Source organism: Coriobacteriia bacterium (assembly GCA_014859305.1).
Classification (GTDB): Bacteria; Actinomycetota; Coriobacteriia; order Anaerosomatales; family Kmv31; genus Kmv31.
The window spans coordinates 22,748-41,215 of the sequence record JACUUM010000017.1 but is presented as its reverse complement, the minus strand read 5'-3'; the positions used below and the strand labels follow the sequence as shown (position 1 = coordinate 41,215).

General features: G+C 71.5%; 15 protein-coding genes and 2 tRNA genes. 12 read left to right on the top strand and 5 right to left on the bottom strand.

Annotation, left to right across the window (positions count from 1 at the left end):
• The 5 genes from IBX62_04490 to IBX62_04470 form a co-directional block, all read right to left on the bottom strand.
• Positions 1–1,431, bottom strand: a 1,431-nt coding sequence (locus tag IBX62_04490) for an oxidoreductase (protein MBE0476341.1), incomplete at its 3' end; no start/stop codon positions are given.
• Positions 1,428–1,763: an NADH-quinone oxidoreductase subunit K gene (locus tag IBX62_04485; GenBank protein MBE0476340.1), complete on the bottom strand. Its 336-nt coding sequence runs from the start codon at positions 1,761–1,763 to the stop codon at positions 1,428–1,430. The genes IBX62_04485 and IBX62_04490, both read right to left, overlap by 4 nt.
• A complete protein-coding gene (locus IBX62_04480) occupies positions 1,763–2,716 on the bottom strand; it encodes a DUF4040 domain-containing protein (protein ID MBE0476339.1) in 954 nt (317 codons plus the stop codon). Before IBX62_04480 ends, IBX62_04485 begins: the two co-directional genes overlap by 1 nt.
• Positions 2,717–2,757: 41 nt before the next feature.
• Entirely contained in the window at positions 2,758–3,441 is a 684-nt protein-coding gene (locus tag IBX62_04475; protein ID MBE0476338.1) for a monovalent cation/H(+) antiporter subunit G, read from the bottom strand.
• Positions 3,335–3,859, bottom strand: a complete 525-nt coding sequence (locus IBX62_04470) for a Na+/H+ antiporter subunit E (protein MBE0476337.1) — start codon at positions 3,857–3,859, stop codon at positions 3,335–3,337. The genes IBX62_04475 and IBX62_04470 overlap by 107 nt, the downstream gene beginning before the upstream one ends.
• A 171-nt stretch (positions 3,860–4,030) precedes the next feature.
• Here IBX62_04470 and IBX62_04465 point away from each other — a divergent pair.
• The 12 genes from IBX62_04465 to IBX62_04410 all read left to right on the top strand — a co-directional run bounded on the left by IBX62_04465 (position 4,031) and on the right by IBX62_04410 (position 18,460).
• Positions 4,031–4,106, top strand: a tRNA-Lys gene (locus IBX62_04465).
• Between the two features lie 66 nt (positions 4,107–4,172).
• Positions 4,173–4,257 (top strand) — tRNA-Leu (locus IBX62_04460).
• A gap of 78 nt (positions 4,258–4,335) precedes the next feature.
• A complete protein-coding gene (gene tig / locus IBX62_04455) occupies positions 4,336–5,793 on the top strand; it encodes a trigger factor (GenBank protein MBE0476336.1) in 1,458 nt (485 codons plus the stop codon).
• 4 nt (positions 5,794–5,797) lie between these two features.
• On the top strand, positions 5,798–6,415 hold the full coding sequence (gene clpP, locus IBX62_04450; GenBank protein MBE0476335.1) for an ATP-dependent Clp endopeptidase proteolytic subunit ClpP: 618 nt from the start codon (positions 5,798–5,800) through the stop codon (positions 6,413–6,415).
• Positions 6,416–6,421: 6 nt separating this feature from the next.
• A complete protein-coding gene (clpX, locus tag IBX62_04445) occupies positions 6,422–7,684 on the top strand; it encodes an ATP-dependent Clp protease ATP-binding subunit ClpX (GenBank protein MBE0476334.1) in 1,263 nt (420 codons plus the stop codon).
• 227 nt (positions 7,685–7,911) lie between these two features.
• Complete coding sequence (locus tag IBX62_04440; GenBank protein MBE0476333.1) at positions 7,912–10,635, top strand: valine--tRNA ligase; 2,724 nt, start codon at positions 7,912–7,914, stop codon at positions 10,633–10,635.
• Between the two features lie 17 nt (positions 10,636–10,652).
• Positions 10,653–11,966, top strand: a complete 1,314-nt coding sequence (locus IBX62_04435; protein ID MBE0476332.1) for a dihydrofolate synthase — start codon at positions 10,653–10,655, stop codon at positions 11,964–11,966.
• Positions 11,967–12,210: 244 nt separating this feature from the next.
• Positions 12,211–13,905, top strand: a complete 1,695-nt coding sequence (locus IBX62_04430; GenBank protein ID MBE0476331.1) for a formate--tetrahydrofolate ligase — start codon at positions 12,211–12,213, stop codon at positions 13,903–13,905.
• 34 nt (positions 13,906–13,939) lie between these two features.
• On the top strand, positions 13,940–15,853 hold the full coding sequence (locus tag IBX62_04425) for a DUF4445 domain-containing protein (protein ID MBE0476330.1): 1,914 nt from the start codon (positions 13,940–13,942) through the stop codon (positions 15,851–15,853).
• Entirely contained in the window at positions 15,850–16,653 is an 804-nt protein-coding gene (locus tag IBX62_04420; protein MBE0476329.1) for a carbon monoxide dehydrogenase, read from the top strand. Before IBX62_04425 ends, IBX62_04420 begins: the two co-directional genes overlap by 4 nt.
• Positions 16,650–17,504 (top strand): bifunctional methylenetetrahydrofolate dehydrogenase/methenyltetrahydrofolate cyclohydrolase FolD, encoded by an 855-nt coding sequence (folD, locus tag IBX62_04415; protein ID MBE0476328.1) that lies wholly within the window; start codon positions 16,650–16,652, stop codon positions 17,502–17,504. Before IBX62_04420 ends, folD begins: the two co-directional genes overlap by 4 nt.
• Positions 17,505–17,515: 11 nt before the next feature.
• On the top strand, positions 17,516–18,460 hold the full coding sequence (locus IBX62_04410) for an acetyl-CoA decarbonylase/synthase complex subunit delta (GenBank protein ID MBE0476327.1): 945 nt from the start codon (positions 17,516–17,518) through the stop codon (positions 18,458–18,460).
• Positions 18,461–18,468 lie beyond the last annotated feature (8 nt).

The window sequence follows — 18,468 nt, the reverse complement described above, 5'->3', positions numbered from 1 at the left end:
CAGAGACGCCACCGCGAGCGTGAGCGGCACCCAATCCAGCGCCGCGGCGACGGGCGAGGGAGCGGGCAGGTCCCGGTCCGGCTGCGCCATGAGCGCGGCGACCACTCGGAAGACGTAGGCCGCGGCCAGCAGCCCGCCGAGGACGAGCAGCGCCGCCCACCACCACTGGCCCGTCCGCAGCGACGCCTCGAACAGCATCCACTTCGCGACGAACCCGCCGGAGGGCGGCAGCCCCATCATCGTGACCCCGGCCAAGGCGAAGGCGGCCGCGGAGGCGGGCGCGGAGCGGGCGGCGCCGGCGAGGTCGGGGATGCGGTCGTGCCCGTAGCGCTTCAGCAGCGTTCCGGCCGACAGGAACATCGCGCCCTTGGCCAGCGCATGCGCGACGGCGTGCAGGACGACGGCGGACCAGGCCACGAGCGCGGCGCCCGAGCCGACGGCCGCGGGAGCGGCGGCCAGCGGGAACACCAGGAAGAGGTAGCCGATCTGGGCGACGGTCGAGTAGGCGACCATCATCTTGAGACGGGACTGGACGAGCGCTTGCGCCGAGCCCCAGACGATCGCCGCGGCGCCCATGAGGCCGAGCACGTAGGGCATGGCCGGCACGTAGCCCGGCGGTGCCACCTCGAGCACGAGCCGCAATGCGATGTAGAACGACGCCTTGACGACGAGTGCCGACAGCGCCGCGCTCACGGGAGACGGTGCCGAGGCGTGCGCGGCCGGCAGCCAGAAGTGCATCGGGAACAGGGCCGTCTTGAGCGCCAGTGCGGCCGTCATGGCCGCGACGGCGACCGCCCCGGTCACGCCGGGCCGCGCCGCTTCCCGCAGGGTCGCCAGGTCGAGCGAGCCGAACGCTCCGTAGAGCAGGGCGACGCCGAGCAGGTACAGGAGCGAGGCGAACATGCTCGCGAACATGTACCGCAGCGACGCTCTCAGGGCGGCCACCCCGCCGCCGAGGCCGACGAGGATCACGGCCGAGATGCTCACCAGCTCGAGGCAGACGTACAGGTTGAACGCGTCAGCGGACACGAACAGCGCCAGCAGCGCCGCCCACAACAGCAGCCACACCGGCCAGAACAGCTCCGTGTGCGTCCCCCTCTCGTGAGTGCACGAGAAGTAGCCGGTCGCGTAGACGGTCACGGCCAGCCCGACCACCGCGGTCACGCAGATCAGCAGCGCGGACAGTCCGTCCACGGCCAGGTCGATGCCGAGCGGGGCCCCCCAGCCGCCGACCTCGTACCGCAGCGGGCCGCGCTGCAGCACGCGGGCGGCCAGCGCGAACGCCGGCACGGGCACGACCAGAGCGGTGGCGGTCGCCGCTGCCGGCGCCTTGTGCGGGCCCGCCAGGAAGGACAGGACGGCGCCGGCCAGAGGCGCGAGCACCAGGAGGGCCGGCAGGTGCCGGGCGGCCCAGCCCAGCGCCTCGCTCACGCCGCACCCCCTTCCCGCGTCCCGTTCCCGGTGTCGGGAGGCTCGAGCACGCCGCTGCCGGTCTCGGAGGAGAGCCGCTTCACGATGGCCAAGGCGAAGGCCGTGGCGCTGACTGTCACCACGATGCCGGTGAGCACCATCGCGTGCGGCACCGGGTCGGGGACGGGGCCGGGCACCCGCCGCGCGATGCCGACGAGCACGAGGAACACGCCGCCGCCCATGATGTTGAAGGCCAGCACCTTGTGGAGCAGGTGGTCTCGCGTCACGAGCGCCTGCGCGCCGATGACGAACAGCGCCATGCCCGCGAGCGCGAAGAGGTCGGTCCTGCTCATCACGCCTCCTCGGTCTCTGACGGGGACACGGGGGCGGCCGAGGCGATGAACAGGCTGACGAGGATCGCCGCGATGGACAGGGTGAGCACGGTCTCGACCGCCAGCATGAGACTCTTGGCGTAGGGGGCCGGATATTCCAGGAACCGGCCTCCCGCGAGGATCGAGGCGGCCGCTATCGCGAGGAACACGAGGAAGCCCGCCGACAGCATCCACCGGGCGAGGCCGCGCCCGATCCAGACCGGCCGGACGTAGCCCGACAGCGAGAGCAGCACGCCCGCGGCGCCCAGGACGGACCCTGCCTGGAACGCGCCCCCCGGCGCGTGTGCGCCGGCCCACAGGAGGTAGCCGGCCACGACGATCATCACGGGTGCGAGCAGGCGAGTCATCGCGGACAGGACGGGGCCGGCCTTGCCGGCGACCGCTCCGGGCGCGCTGGGCCGTCCCCCCCTGAGCGAGAGCACGCCGAGGGCGGCCAGCACCAGCACGCCGATCTCGAGCAGCGTGTCGTATCCGCGGAAGTTGAGCAGGACCGCGGTGACGGGGTTCTCCACGCCGGCCGCCCCGAGGTGCGCCGCGACTGCCGGCGCCAGCCCGGGCAGGTCCTCCGGGATGGCGAGCTCGGCGAGGGTCAGCGCGGCAGCCAGCCCCAGGGCGAGCGCCGCGGCGGCCAGCGCGGTGCTGCGGGACCCGGAGGCCGGTCCGGGAGGAGGGGAGGGCCTCGCCTCGCCCGCGTGGTAGGTCGGGTAGGGCTCGGTACGCCGCTTCATGTGACCCACCGCGTCGAGCATCAGCACTCCGGTGATGCCCGTGCCGATGGCGGCTTCGGCCAGCGCGATGTCCGGCGCCCCGAGCCTGACCCAGGCGAACGCCGCCAGCAGGCCGAAGGCGATGAAGAGCACGACCGACTTGAAGAGCCGCAGCTCGGCCAGGGACCGTACGGCGGTGAACAGCATCGCCGCCACGAGGAGCGCGTCGAAGACCCAGCTCGCCACCGTCACGGCCGGCTCCAGGGCTCGACGCCCGCGGCCTCAGCCGCGCCGGCCACCAGGTGCGACGCCGTCGCGCCGGCCAGCAGCACCAGCAACCACGTCAGCAGCAGCTTCAGCGCCACGAGCGGGGAGTCCGCCCGGAGCGCGAGGCCGGCCGCGGTGAGTCCCAGTCCGAGGTTGTCGGCCTTGGTGAGCGCGTGAAGCCTCGTGTAGACGTCGGGGAACCGCAGCAGGCCGACCGAGCCCGCGAAGAAGAACACGGCGCCGGCGACGCACAGCGCGACCGAGACAGCGTCGAGCAGGCTCACGAGCGCTCCTCGGTCACGCGCCGCCAGTCCCACGCGCGCTTGACGAACGCGACCGCCGCGACCGCCGCCAGCAACGCCACGACGAGGGCGACGTCGCGCAGCGACGGCGCGCCCAGGCCCTCGGAGAGCAGCAGCAGCATCGCCACGCCGGACGTGGCGAACAGCTGGGCGGCGAGCATGCGGTCCGCGCCCGAAGGTCCGCGCTCCACGCGGATCAGGCCGAGGAGCACGGTCAGGAGCAGGAACGCCGCCAGCCCGACGAACACCGCGCCCGTCACGACACCCCCTCGAGCAGCTCGTCCTGAAGCCCGAAGAGCGCCGCGATCTCGTCCTCGAGCCTGCGCGTCGGCCCGACGAGGTCCGTGCCGACGTCCAACACATGCACTATCAGGACCTCCTCGGTGAGCCCGACGGAGAGCGTGCCCGGCAGCAGGCTCAAGACGTCGGCCATGAGCACCCTCGGCGGCACCGACGGGAGCCGCAGCGGGTAGACGACCGTGCCCGGCGCCAGGGGCATGCTCGGGCGCAAGGCGCGCAGGGCGACGTCGACGCCGCCGACCGCGGACTGCGCCGCGAAGTACGCGACGAAGCGCGGGACGCGGGAGAGCCGCAGCCGCCAGGATCGCGCGGGCGTCAGCCCCACCGACGCGGCCGAGGCGAGCAGCACGGTCGGGATCCCGAACTGCAGCGACGAAGCGTCTCCCTCGGCGACCACCCACCAGAGCACGCCGAGCCCCAGGGACCGGCGCAGCACTCGCAGTGTGGTATCGATGGGGTGGCGGATGCCGCGGGTCGTCATGCGGTCCTCGTCCCTCGCGGTCGGTGTCCGGCGCCTCGCCGGCGCACCCATTCGGATATGTATACCTTTCCATGGCAGGCTTTGCCACCCGCCCGTCGGGCGGCGCGGAGCCGGCGCACGGAGCGCGATTTGCACTTTCGGCGACGCGGGGTAGAATATGCGAGCACCTGTGGGCCGTTAGCTCAGCTGGCAGAGCAGGGGACTCTTAATCCCAAGGTCATAGGTTCGATCCCTATACGGCCCACCACAGCGATCACTGCGAGGCCGGCGCCGGTCGCCGGCCTTTTCGTTATACTGTGGAGCCGGTCTTCTAGCGGGCGTGGCGGAATCGGCAGACGCGCCAGACTTAGGATCTGGTGGGGAGACCCGTGGAGGTTCGAGTCCTCTCGCCCGCACCAGGGATCCCATGACGCGAGCAGCCCGGCCCCCGGTGCCGGGCCGCCGTGTCGATGAGCCGACGGACCAGGAGGGACAGCGTGGAGACGAAGGTCGAGAACGTCGAAGACGGCCTCGTCCGGCTCACGGTGACGGTCGCGCCCGAGGAAGTCGACCGCGCCGTGGCCGCGACGTACAAGCGGGTGGCCTCCAAGCTGCGGATCTCGGGCTTCCGGGCCGGGAAGGCCCCACGCCCGATCGTCGAGGGGCACGTCGGCCGGGACAACGTGCTGGCCGAGGCCCAGGAAGCGATCGTGAACGAGACCTACCCGGCTGCTCTCGACGCCGAGGACCTGCGCACGGTCGGGCAACCCGACCTCGGCGAGCTGGAGCTGCCGCGCGAGGGCGAGGCGTACACCTACGTGGCGGAGGTCCGGGTCCGGCCGCAGCTCGCGCTCAGCTCGGACGAGCCCGTCTCCGTCGAGATCCCGTCCAGGGCCGTCACCGACGCCGAGGTCGAGCGGCAGATCGAGATCATGCGCGAGCGGTTCGCCACGCTCGAGCCGGTCACCGACAGGGGTGCGGGACCGGACGACTTCGTGCTCCTGAGCTTCACGGGTCTGGTCGACGGCGAGAGCTACGAGGGCAACAGCGTCGACAAGTACCTCTACGAGATGGGCCGGGGCCTGATGCCCGAGGAGTTCGACGACGCCGTCCTCGGCGCCGGTCCGGGCGATTCCTCGAAGGCCGAGTTCGTGATCCCCGAGAGCTCCTCGAACCCGGAGTTCGTCGGCAGGAAGGCCGCCTTCGACATCACCGTGCACGAGGTGAAGGCCAAGATCATGCCGGAGGCCGACGACGAGTTCGCAGGCAACGTCGGCGGCTTCGACACGATCCAGGAGCTTCGCGACGACATGCGCCGGCGCCTCAGCGAGTCCCGCGAGCTCGCGCACATGCAGACCATCGAGCGCGAAGCCCGGCGGGCGCTGGCCGAACGGGTCGAAGGCGAGGTGCCCCAGGCGATGGTCGACTCGGCCAAGGACGCGATGACGCGGGACTTCTTCAACAGCCTCGAGGCGCGCGGGATAACTCTGAAGGATTACGTGAACGCCACCGACGTCGATCCCGAGCAGATCGAGCGCGACATCGCCGAGCAGGCGGAGCGCTCGGTGCGCGAGGAGCTGGCCTTGGAAGCGCTCTTCCGCGCCAAGGGCATGGAGGTCGCCGACGAGGACGTCGACGCTTCGCTCGCGGAGATGGGCGGCGGCGACCGGCCCGTGGAGGAGCTCAGAGAGCGCTGGCGGGCGGCCGGCGTCCTTCCGGTCGTGCGGGAGCAGGTGATGCACCGCAAGGCCGTCGAATGGCTCATCGACAATGTGACCGTGGTCGAGAGAGAGCCGGGGCCGGATGGGGATAATGAGACGCCGGCGGCCGGTGGAGAGGACGCTCCGAAGGCGTCTTCGGGGAAGAAGACTCCGAGGAGGAAGAAGAAGGCTGACACGGCCGAACGCGCCGAGAAGGCCCCGGAGCCCGCGACCGGGCAGGACAGCGAGGAGTAGCCTGATGGGTCACGACGCCAGGAACCTGGTGCCGATCGTCGTCGAGCAGACGAGCCGGGGCGAGCGCAGCTTCGACATCTACTCTCGCCTGCTGAACGAGCGCGTCATCTTCCTCGGGCACGAGATCGGCGACGAGATCGCCAACCTCGTGATCGCGCAACTCCTCCACCTCGAGAGCCAGGACCCGGACAAGGATGTCAACCTGTACATCAACTCGCCGGGCGGTCTGGTGACGGCGGGACTGGCGATCTACGACACGATGCAGTACGTGCGCTGCCACGTCTCGACCATCTGCATCGGCCAGTGCGCATCCATGTCGGCGGTGCTGCTCGCCGCGGGCGCCGAAGGTAAGCGTTACGCTCTGCCCAACAGCCGGATCCTCATCCACCAGCCCCTCGGCGGGGTGCAGGGGCAGGTGGCCGACATCGAGATCGGTGCCAAGGAGATGATCCGGATGCGGCACCGGCTGGACGAGATCCTCGCGCACCACACGGGGCAGCCGATCGAGAAGATCCACACGGACACGGACCGCGACTACATCATGACCGCCGAGGAGGCCCAGTCCTACAACCTCGTCGACGAGGTCGTGACGAAGCGCGCCAAGGAGAGCGGAACGGGGTAGTCGGACATGCCTGACCGGCACGAGGGCGGCGAGCACCTCAAGTGCTCGTTCTGCGGTAAGGGACAGCGCCAGGTCCGCAAGCTCATCGCGGGGCCGGGCGTGTACATCTGCGACGAGTGCATCGACCTGTGCAACGACATCGTCGACGAGGAGGTCGCGGACGAGCACGTCCACGTCATGGTGGACGAGCTGCCCACCCCCCAGGAGATCTACAAGACGCTCAACGAGTACGTCGTCGGCCAGGAGCTCGCGAAGAAGGTCCTGTCGGTCGCCGTGTACAACCACTACAAGCGCGTGCGCTCGCTGCCCGGCGAGGGACCCGAGGACGTGGAGCTCGCGAAGAGCAACATCCTGCTGCTCGGCCCCACGGGGTGCGGGAAGACCCTGCTCGCCCAGACGCTCGCGCGCATCCTCAAGGTCCCGTTCGCGATCGCCGACGCCACCTCGCTCACCGAGGCCGGCTACGTCGGCGAGGACGTCGAGAACATCCTGCTGAAGCTCATCACCGCGGCGGACTTCGACGTGAAGCGCGCCGAGGTCGGCATCGTCTACATCGACGAGATCGACAAGACCGCCCGCAAGGCCGAGAACCTCTCGATCACCCGGGACGTCTCGGGCGAGGGCGTGCAGCAGGCCCTGCTGAAGATCCTGGAGGGGACCGAGGCCGCCGTGCCGCCGCAGGGCGGCCGCAAGCACCCGCAGCAGGAGCTCATCAAGATCGACACCACGAACATCCTGTTCATCCTCGGCGGGGCGTTCGTCGGGCTGGAGAAGATCGTCGGCGAGCGCATCGGGAGGCGCGGCGTGGGCTTCGGGGCCGACCTGCGGGAGGGGGCCACGGGAGACGTCGGGACGCTGCTCGCCCAGGCGTTACCCGAGGACCTGCACCGCTTCGGGCTCATCCCCGAGTTCGTCGGCAGGCTGCCCGTCATGGCCGCCGTCCAGGAGCTCTCCGAGGACGACCTGGTATGCATCCTCACGGAGCCGAAGAACGCGCTCGTGAAGCAGTACCAGCGCCTGTTCGGCATGGAGGGCGTGCGGTTGGACTTCACGGCCTCGGCGCTGCGCGAGGTGGCGCACGAGGCGATCAAGCGCGCGACCGGGGCTCGCGGGCTGCGCTCCATCATGGAGGCCCAGCTGCTCGACACGATGTACGAGCTGCCCGGCCGCGACGACATCGAGGTCGTCACGGTGACCGACGCCGTGGTGAGGGGCGACGAGGCGCCGAGGATGCAATCCGGCCGCCGTCGTCGCGAGGCCAGCGCCTGACCCGCGTCCGGCCGGACGGCGGGAGCGCCTCCCGGCGACGGTCGCAGCCGGAGGCGCCGGTCCGCGTCCCCCTTCGCTCGTGCCGCCCTCTCCTGTGCTTCGCGTCCTCCTCGGCGAACGGGGCGGGCCGCGCCCGCCGGGCGCACCTGCCGAGAGCCCACAGTCATGTACGGGACGCTTTGACATAGAATCCTCATGACCGCGTGGGAAGGGGACGGCGCACACCGATGAGTGAGATGCCCAAGGCGTACGACCCGAAGTCCGTGGAGGGGCCGGTGCTGGAGTCCTGGCTGTCCGGCGGGTACTTCCGCCAGCCGGTGACCGAGGGGGCCGAGCCCTTCACCGTCGTCATCCCGCCGCCGAACGTGACCGGCTCCCTGCACATGGGGCATGCGCTCAACAACACCATCCAGGACGTCGTCGTCCGCCGCATGCGGATGACGGGGCGCCCCACCCGCTGGGTGGTCGGCACCGACCACGCCGGGATCGCCACCCAGAACAAGGTGGAGCAGAAGCTCGCGCTGCAGGGGCTCTCTCGCCACGACGTGGGCCGCGAGCGGTTCGTCGAGATGTGCTGGGAATGGCGCCGCGAGCATGGGTCCACGATCATCGGCCAGCTCAAGGCGATGGGCTGTTCCTGCGACTACGACGACGAGCACTTCACGATGGACCCCGGCTACCGGCGCGCCGTCCGTAAGGTGTTCGTCGACTGGTTCGAGGAAGGCCTGGTCTACCGCGGCGAGCGCATCATCAACTGGTGTCCCCGCTGCGCCACTGCGCTGTCGGACATCGAGGTCGAGCACGCCGAGGTCGACAGTGCGCTGTGGCACATCCGCTACCCGCTCGCCGAGCCGCGCGGGGGGTACACGCACCTGGTCGTCGCGACGACACGGCCCGAGACCATGCTGGGCGACACGTGCGTGGCGGTGCACCCCGAGGACGAACGCTACCGGGACGTGGTCGGAGCCACGGTCGTCCTGCCGCTGCTGGGCCGCGACATCCCCGTGGTCGCCGACGACTACGTCGACCCTTGCTTCGGCACCGGGGCGGTCAAGGTCACACCCGCCCACGACCCCAACGACTTCGAGATCGCCGAGCGGCACGGCTGCGAGAAGGTCAACGTCCTCGCACCCGACGCCACCGTCAACGAGAACGGCGGCCCCTACGCGGGGCTGGACCGCTTCGAGGCGCGCGGCCGGGTGGTCGCCGACCTGGAAGCGCAAGGCCTCCTGGCCGAGGTCGAGGACAGGCCTCACGCGGTGGGCCACTGCTACCGCTGCCATACCATCGTGGAGCCGTGGCTGTCGGACCAGTGGTTCGTGGACATGAAGCCGCTGGCCGCTCCCGCGATCGAGGCGGTGCGCGACGGGCGCGTGGTGTTCCACCCGAAGCGCTGGGAGAAGGTCTACTTCGACTGGATGGAGAACATCCGTGACTGGTGCGTCAGCCGCCAGCTGTGGTGGGGTCACCAGATCCCGGTGTTCTACTGCGCGGCGTGCGGGGGAAAGGCGGTCGCCTCGATGACGGACCTGGAGGCCTGCCCGGACTGCGGCGGGCCCGTCCGCCAGGACGAGGACGTGCTCGACACGTGGTTCTCCTCGCAACTCTGGCCGTTCGCCGTCTTCGGCTGGCCCGCCGCGACGCCCGAGCTGACTTGCTTCTACCCGACCTCCGTGCTCTCAACCGCGCGCGACATCCTGTTCCTGTGGGTGGCGAGGATGATCATGAGCGGCATGCACTTCGCCGGCGACGTGCCCTACCGCGACGTCATCATCCACCCCACCGTCTTCAACGCCGAGGGCAAGCGGATGTCCAAGTCGCTGGGGACCGGCATCGACCCCCTGGACCTGATGGAGCACTACGGCGCCGACGGCATGCGCTTCGGTCTGATGCTCCAGGTCACGGGCTCGCAGGATGTGCGCTTCTCCGAGGAGAAGCTGGCGTCCTCGCGTAACTTCGCGAACAAGATATGGAACGCCAGCCGCTTCGTGCTGATGAACCTGGACGGCCACGAGCCCGGGGAGCCCGAGACCGCCACGGTGGCGGACCGCTGGATCCTCTCGCGCCTCGCGGAGGTCGCCGGCGTCGTCGATCGGGCGCTGGACGTCGACGCCGCGCGAGAGGCCGGCGTCGAGGCGTACGACTTCGGGGAGGCCGCGCGAGAGCTGTACGGCTTCTTCTGGAGCGAGTACTGCGACTGGTACATCGAGCTCGCCAAGGGCAGGCTCGCCGCGGGGGCGGCGCCCGAGGCCACCGAGGAGCAGCGGGAGGCACGCCGCTCCGCCCAGCGCAACCTGGTGTTCGTGCTCGACCGGGCGCTGCGGCTCCTGCACCCGTTCATGCCATACGTCACCGAGGAGATCTGGCGGCGCCTGCCGCTGACCGACGCGGACCGGGCGCCGGTCCAGGCGCACGCCGGCGAGCCCTCACTGATGGTCGCGGCGTGGCCGGCGGGGCTCGAGCGCCTCCGCGACGAGAGCGCCGAGGCGTCGATGCGGGTGCTCCAGGAGCTCATCACCGAGGTGCGTGCCGTGCGCGCGCGCTACGGGGTACCGGCCAGGACCGGGGTGCGGCTGGTCGTGAAGGGCGGCGGTGCGCACGCGATGCTCGTGCGCACCGAGGCGCGGTACCTCGGCGAGCTCGCGGGAGTCAGCGAGTCGACGGTCGACCCGGACGCCGAGCGCCCGCGCCATGCCGCCGCCGGCGTGGCGGGGGGCATGGAGGTCTTCGTGCCGCTGGAGGGTCTCGTCGACTTCGACCGCGAGAGGGCGCGCGTCTCGCGCGAGCTCGCCCGCGTCGGCACGGAACGAGCCGCGCGGAAGGCCAAGCTCGACAACGAGCGGTTCGCCTCCGGCGCCCCCGCCGAGGTCGTCGAGAAGGTGCGCGCCGAGGAGGCGAGGCTCGCCGCCGAGGAGCGCCTCCTGCGCGAGCAGCTCGAGGCCCTCGAGTAGGCGCGGCGGAGCCCTTCATGCCCGCATGGTCCTACGCCGACGCCCTGGCGGCGCTGTCCTCGGCGCTCAAGTTCGGCATCCGCCCCTCCCTGGACGGCATCCGCGCGCTGGCCGCGGGGCTGGGGGACCCGCAGGACGCCTTCCGGTCCGTCCAGGTCACAGGCACGAACGGTAAGACCTCCGTGACGTGGATGCTCTCGGCGCTCCTCGGCGCCCAGGGCCTGCGGGCCGGCGCCTACACGAGCCCGCACCTGCGGTCCTACACGGAGCGCATCGCGATCGACGGCCGGCCCGTGGAGCCCGGAGCGTTCGCAGACGCGATGCGGCGCGTGTGGGAGACGGCCGAGGACGGCCGCCGCACGACCGAGTTCGAGCTGCTCACGGCCGCGGCGCTGCTGCTCTTCGCCGAGCGGGGGGTGCACGTGGCGGTGCTGGAGGTGGGGATGGGAGGGCGGTGGGACGCCACCAGCGTCGTCGCTCCCGCTGTGAGTGTGGTGACGGGCGTGGGGCTCGACCACGCCGAACGCCTCGGCGGCACGCTTGCGGCCATCGCCGAGGACAAGGCCCACGTGATAAAGCGCGCGTCCGCCGCTGTCGTCGGCCCGGGTTGCGGTGACGCGCTGGGCGTGGTCCTCGAACGCGCGCGCCTGATGGGCGCCCCGGCGACGCTCGTGCTGCCGGTCGGCGGCGGCGGCGCGGGGGAGGCATACCGAGAGGTGCGCTTCGACGTGCGCGAGAGGCCCGCCGCGCCGGGTGAGCCCACGCGGCTGCGCGTCGCCGGGCGGGCGGACTACGGCGGGATCGAGGTGTACGCGCCCTCGTACCAGGCGCCCAACGCCGCCGTCGCCGTAGCTGCGGCCGAGGCCGTCGCGGGCGGCGCCCTGGAGGCCGAAGCCGTGCGCAGCGCGCTGGCGGGGGTGCGGTTCCCGGGCCGCTTCGAGCTCGCCTGCCGCGACCCCGTCCCCGTGGTGCTCGACGGGGCGCACAACCCCCAGGCCGCAGCGCGGCTCGCCGGAGCGGTCGAGGAGGCGTTCGGAGCTGCCGCCCCCGACCTGGTCCTCGGCGTCTGCGACGACAAGGACGCCGAAGGGATCGCCGCTGCCCTCGCCCCGGCCGTCCGCCGCTTCGTGTGCACCCGCGCCCCCTCGGCGAGAGCGATGGAGCCGCGCCGTCTCGCCGAGGCGGTCGAGAACGCCACCGGCAGGCGGCCCCTGGTCCGCGGCGCGCTCCCCGACGCGCTGGACGCGGCGCTCGCGCTGCCCGGCAGCCGGGGAGTGCTCGTGGCCGGCAGCCTGTACCTCGCCGGAGCGGCCCGGCAGCTGCTGTGCTGAGGACGCCGCCGCTGCGGTCCACGCCCGGCCGGGACTCGCGTCCGAGGGCGCCCCCTCCACTCAAACCCCTAATCCGACCGCTTGCCGAGGCTGTGGGGCCGCACGCAAGCCAGCCGTTCGCAACGACCATCCGGGGGCCTATCTTCCGACGTACGCAGGTAGGGACGGGCCGCGGCGACGGATCGTTCCCGATGCCGACGTCCCTCCCACCGCTTGGCCCCGCCACGACGAAGGGGAGGACGGAATGAAGTCAGACCTGCAGATCGCCCAGGAAGCGACCATGCGCCTCATCGAAGAGGTGGCGGGCGAGGCCGGCATCCTGGACGAAGAGCTCGAGCTCTACGGCAGGTACAAGGCCAAGGTGGACCTGAGCCTGCTCGGCAGGCTCGCGGACCGTCCGAACGGGCGGTACGTCGACGTGACGGCCGTCACCCCGACGCCGTTGGGTGAGGGCAAGACGGTCACCACGATCGGACTCGGGCAGGCCCTGCGCCACGTCGGCAAGAGGGCCGTCACCTGCATCAGGCAGCCCTCCCTCGGTCCCGTGTTCGGGATCAAGGGCGGCGCGGCGGGGGGCGGCTACTCCCAGGTGCTGCCCATGGAGGACTTCAATCTGCATCTCACCGGTGACGTGCACGCGGTGAGTATGGCGAACAACTTGCTCGCCGCCTACATCGACAACAGCCTCCATTTCCGTAACCCGCTCGGCATGGACCCGCACTCAGTGACTTGGCGGCGCGTCGTGGACATCTCGGACCGCGCACTACGCAACATCGTCGTGGGCCTCGGCAGCAAGGCCGACGGCGTCCCGCGCGAGACCGGCTTCGACATCTCGGTGGCCAGCGAGGTCATGGCGATCCTCGCCATGGCCTGCGACCTCGCGGACATCCGCGCAAGGTGCGGGAGGGTGATCGTCGGGCTGACGTACGACGGTGAGCCGGTCACCGCCGAGCAGCTGAAGTGCGCGGGGTCGATGGCCGTCCTGCTGCGCGACGCGGTCAAGCCCAACCTGCTGCAGAACCTCGAGGGCGGGCCGGTGTTCGTGCATGCGGGGCCGTTCGCCAACATCGCGCAGGGCAACAACTCCATCATCGCCGACAGGATCGCCCTGAAGCTCGGCGAGTACGTGGTGACCGAGTCCGGGTTCGGTGCGGACATGGGGGCGGAGAAGTTCTTCAACATCAAGTGCCGGGCCTCGGGGCTCAAGCCGGACTGCGCCGTCGTGGTCGCGACGGTGCGCGCGCTCAAGACCCATTCGGGCCGCTTCAACGTCGTCCCCGGCAAGCCGCTGGACCCCGCGCTGACCTCCGAGGACCTCGACAGCCTTGCCGAGGGCGTCGGCAACCTCGAGAAGCATGTCGAGAACATGAAGTCCTTCGGCGTGCCGGTCGTGGTCGCCGTGAACCACTTCCCGACCGACACCGAGCGCGAGCACGAGCTCGTTCGCGAGCGGGCGATGGCGGCGGGAGCGGACTTCGCCGTGACGCACAGGATGCACGCGAAGGGGGGAGCCGGAGGCGAGGAGCTCGCCGAGGCGGTGGTGGCGGCGTGCGAGATGCCCAAGCAGTTCCGGTTCACCTATCGCGACGACGTGCCGCTGACGGAGAAGATCGAGGCCATCGCGACGCGCATCTACGGCGCCGACGGGGTGGACTACGCACCGGCCGCCAAGCGCAAGCTCGAGCAGTACACCGAGGCGGGGCTGGCGCGCTTGCCCATCTGCATGGCCAAGACCCACCTGTCGCTCTCCCACGATCCCACGGTGAAGGGGCGGCCGACAGGATGGCGGCTCCCGATCAGGGACGTCCGGGCCAGCGCTGGGGCGGGCTTCCTCTATCCGCTCTGCGGCGACATGCGCACCATGCCCGGGCTGCCGAGCACGCCGGCGGGGAATCACATCGACCTCGACGATGCCGGCCGCATCGTCGGCCTGTTCTGAGAAGCGACGAGAGGCTTCGGGAAGGAGGCGACTGGTGCCGAAGGTGACCTTCCGAGAGGATGGCTGCGCCATGGAGGTCGACCGCGGGACCACCATCCTGGAGGCCGCCCTGACCGCCGGCGTGCACGTCATCTCCACGTGCGGAGGTGCCGGTACGTGCGGCAAGTGCAAGGTCGCCGTCCTCCAGGGCGAGGTGGACGGAGGCACGAACGGGCGCCTCTCGCCCGAGGAGGCCGCCGCCGGCCTCCGCCTCGCGTGCACCGCACAGGTCACCGGCGACGTCGTCGTCAGCGTCCCGGCCGCGTCGCGGATGACCGCGCGGGAGCCGCACCCGGCCGCCGCGATCGCCGACCGCGCCTTCGAGACCCCGTTCCCCTTGAGGCCGCCCGTCCGCCGCGTGGCCGTACGCGTGACGCCCCCGACCGTCGACGACCCCGCTTCGGACTGCGAGAGGCTGCTGCGCGAGGTGGCGCGCGCCTGCGGGCTGGAGCGGATCGGATCGTCTCTGGAGGCCGTCCGGTCGATACCGCGGGCGTTGCGGGACGGGGACTGGTCCGCGACCGTGCTGCTCGTGGAGGACGGCGCCGGCGGAGGCGAGGTCGTGAGCGCGGAGGCGGGCGAGCTCGCCGGCCGCCAGTACGCGGTCGCGGTGGATCTCGGCACGACTACGGTGGTGAGCGAGGTGATCGACCTCGTGAGCGGCCTGCCGGTCGCGCGGGGGTCCGAGTACAACCGGCAGGCGGTGATGGGTGCCGACGTCATCTCGCGCATCATCGCCACCGAGCGCGACGGGGGCTTGGAGCGCCTCCGCGTCCTGGCGACCGACTCCGTCGAGGAGGCCACTGCCCGCGCCCTGGAGGCCGCCGGCGTCGCCGGCGGTGACGTCGTGGCGTACTACCTCGCGGGGAACACGGTCATGACGCACCTGTTCCTCGGACTCGACCCCGCGACCATCCGCACGGAGCCCTACGTGCCGGCGGCGTCCTCGTTCCCGTGGATGGCCGCCGCGGAGTGGGGCCTCTCGGGAAGCCCGGGCGCCCGCCTGTACGTGCTGCCATGCCCTGCCAGCTACGTCGGCGGCGACATCACGGCGGGAACGCTGGCCTCCGGCCTGGCGCGCGGCGACGAGCTCTCCCTGCTGATCGACATCGGCACGAACGGCGAGATCGTGCTGGGCGACAGCGACTGGCGGATGGCGTGCTCGTGCTCGGCGGGGCCGGCCTTCGAGGGCGGCGGGGTGCTGCACGGGATGCGCGCCACCGACGGCGCGATCGAATCCGTGGTGATCGACCCCGACACGCTCGAACCGAGGCTGGCCACCGTCGGTGGGGCGTCGCCGGTGGGCGTCTGCGGCAGCGGGCTGATCGACACCCTCGCGGAGCTGTCCAGGTGCGGCGCGGTGGACGGCAAGGGGGCGTTCGACCGCGAGCTGGGCGTTTCGCGCATCCGTCCGGGCGAGCACGGCTGGGAGTATGTGCTGGCCTTCGCCGAGGAGACCGAGGAGGCGCGCGACATCGTGCTCACCGAGGTCGACATCGAGAACCTGCTGCGCGCGAAGGCGGCCGTCTTCGCAGGCGTGCGCGTGCTGCTCGGGAGCGTGGGCATCGACGTCTCCGCGATCCAGCGGCTGTTCATCGCGGGGTCGTTCGGGCGCTACCTCGACCTCGACCAGGCCGTCGCCATCGGGTTGCTGCCCGACCTCCCCGAGGAGCGGTTCTCCTACCTCGGCAACGGCTCGCTGCTCGGAGCGCGCGAGGTCGCCATGTCGATGGACGCGCTCGCCGATGCGTCGGGCATCGCGCGGTCCATGACCTACGTCGAGCTCTCCGTCGGCGCGACGTTCATGGACGAGTACGTCTCGGGTCTGTTCCTGCCGCACACGGACGCGTCTCTCTTCCCGTCATGCGCCCGGCCCGGGGTCCGCGCGTCGATCGGGGGTGCCCGATGAGCTTCACGATCGCGTTCGCCGGCAAGGGCGGTACGGGGAAGACGACGCTGGCCGCGCTCGCGGTGCGCGAGCTGACCACGCGTCCGGGGTCGATCCTGGCGGTCGACGCGGACCCCAACGCCAACCTGCACGAGGCGCTCGGCGTGGACGTGGAACGCTCCGTGGGCGAGGTCACGGAGGACCTGATGGGCTCCGTGGACGACCTGCCGCCCGGGATGACCAAGGATGTGTGGATGGAGTACCACATCCAGCAGGTCCTCGCCGAGGGCCCGCGTTTCGACGTGCTCTCGATGGGACGACCCGAGGGGCCCGGCTGCTACTGCTATGCGAACACGCTGGTGCGGCGGTATCTGGACATGCTCGCCGACAGCTACGAGTGGGTCGTGGTCGACAACGAGGCCGGCATGGAGCACCTGAGCCGCCGCACGACGCGGGACGTGGACGCGCTCGTGCTGGTCTCCGATCCGAGCGTGAGGGGCATCCGTATCGCGGCGAGGCTGGCCGGGCTCGCCGACGAGTTGCGCGTCTGCGCGGGGCGCAAGCTGCTCGTCGTCAACCGCGCGCGCGAGCCCCTCGCGCCGGCACTGCTCGCCGAGGCTTCGGCCGCCGGTCTGGCCGTCACCGGGGTGGTGCCGCCCGACGAGCTCATCGCGGAACTCGACCTCGGGGGGCGTCCCACCGTCGAGCTTCCCGCAGCGTCGGAGGCCGTCGGCGCCGTGCGGCGCCTTGTCGACGCCATCTGCGACGCGACCTTGTCCTCGGCCGGAGCGCCGGCCCTCTGCGACGGGAGAGAGACGTGAGCGCCAGGATCATCGACGGGGCCGGCGTCGCCGCCGCCATGCGGCAGCGGCTGGCCGAAGAGGTGTCGCGGATGCGGGCGGGAGGCGTCGAGCCCGCCCTCGCGGTGGTGGTCGTCGGCGACGACCCGGCCTCGCGGGCCTACGTGCGCAGCAAGGAGAAGGCGTGCGCGGAGGTCGGCATCCGCTCCGAGAAGCACGCGATGCCGGCGGGGACCACGCAGGAGGAGCTCCTAGGGCTCGTCGGGCGCCTGAACGAGGACCCGGCCGTCGACGGCATCCTCGTGCAGCTCCCGCTGCCGGACCACATCGACGAGCAGGCCGTGATCCGGGCGATATCGCCGGCCAAGGACGTCGACGGCTTCCATCCCGAGAACATCGGCAACCTGCTGGTGGGCAAGCCGACGTTCGAGCCGTGCACGCCGAGGGGCGTGATGGTGCTCCTGCAGGAGGCGGGCGTGGAGCTCAGCGGCAAGGAGGCCGTGGTCGTCGGCCGCAGCAACATCGTCGGCAAGCCCGTGGCGCTCATGCTGCAGAAGGAGAACGCAACCGTCACCGTCTGCCACACGAGGACCGCCGACGTCGGCTCGCACCTCGCCCGCGCCGACGTGGTCGTGGTGGCCGCGGGCCGCCCCTCGGTGGTCGACGGCACGCACATCAAGGAAGGCGCCGTCGTCGTCGACGTCGGCATCAACCGGGTCGACGGCAAGCTGGTCGGCGACGTCGACTTCGAGAGCGCGGCCCGCAAGGCCTCGGCGATCACTCCCGTGCCCGGGGGCGTCGGTCCGATGACCGTGGCCGTGCTGATGGAGAACACCGTGAAGGCCGCCCGCCAGCGGGCCGGCTCGGCGTGAGGAGGCTACAGATGACGTACCAGGACCCTGTCCAGAGCTACTCGGGCTCGATCCGCGAGGTCGCGCTCGGGGCGGAGGGACGTCAGGTGGTCGCCGGCGGCGCCAGGACCATGCCGTTCTACGCTTTCGACGGGGCGCCGTTCACCCCGCCTCTCATCGCTATGGAGGTCTACGACGCGCGCCCGCACGGCTGGCCGGCGGCGGCCGAGGAGCCCTTCGCGGACGTGCTCGACGACCCGGTGGCCTGGGGGCGGCGCTGCGTGGAGGAGCACGGCGCGGACATGGTGTGCCTGCAGCTGGCCTCCACCGACCCCAACGGCGCCGACGCCCCTCCCGAGGCGGCCGCGGAGGTCGCGCGCAAGGTCGCCGAGGGGGTCGACGCCCCGCTCGTCGTGTACGGCTCGGGCAACGCGATCAAGGACGCCGAGGTCCTCAAGGCCGTGGCCGAGGCCTGCGCCGGCCACGACGTCGTGCTGGGACCGGCCGTGGAGGACAACTACAAGCAGGTCGGCGCGGCGGCGCTGGGCTACTCCCACCTCGTCTCCGGCGAGAGCCCGATAGACGTGAACATGGCCAAGCAGCTCAACATCCTGCTCACGCAGCTCGGCCTGGGGATCGACCGGCTGTTGACCGACCCCTCGGTCGGCGCGCTGGGTTACGGCCTCGAGTACGCCTACACGGTCATAGAGCGGCTCAGGCTCGCCGCTCTCGCGCAGAACGACGCGATGACGCAGAGCCCGATCGTCTGCCAGGTGGGACGCGAGGCATGGCGCGTCAAAGAGGCGCGGGCGAGCGAGGAGGAGGAGCCCTCCTGGGGCGACGCCGGCAAGCGCGGCGTGCTCTGGGAGGCCACCACGGCGCTGTCGCTCGCGCTCGCCGGCGGCGACGTGATCGTGATGCGCCACCCCGACGCCGTCGCGCTGGTGCGCGCCGCGTTCTCGGGGCTGGGGGCGTGAGTCCGGTG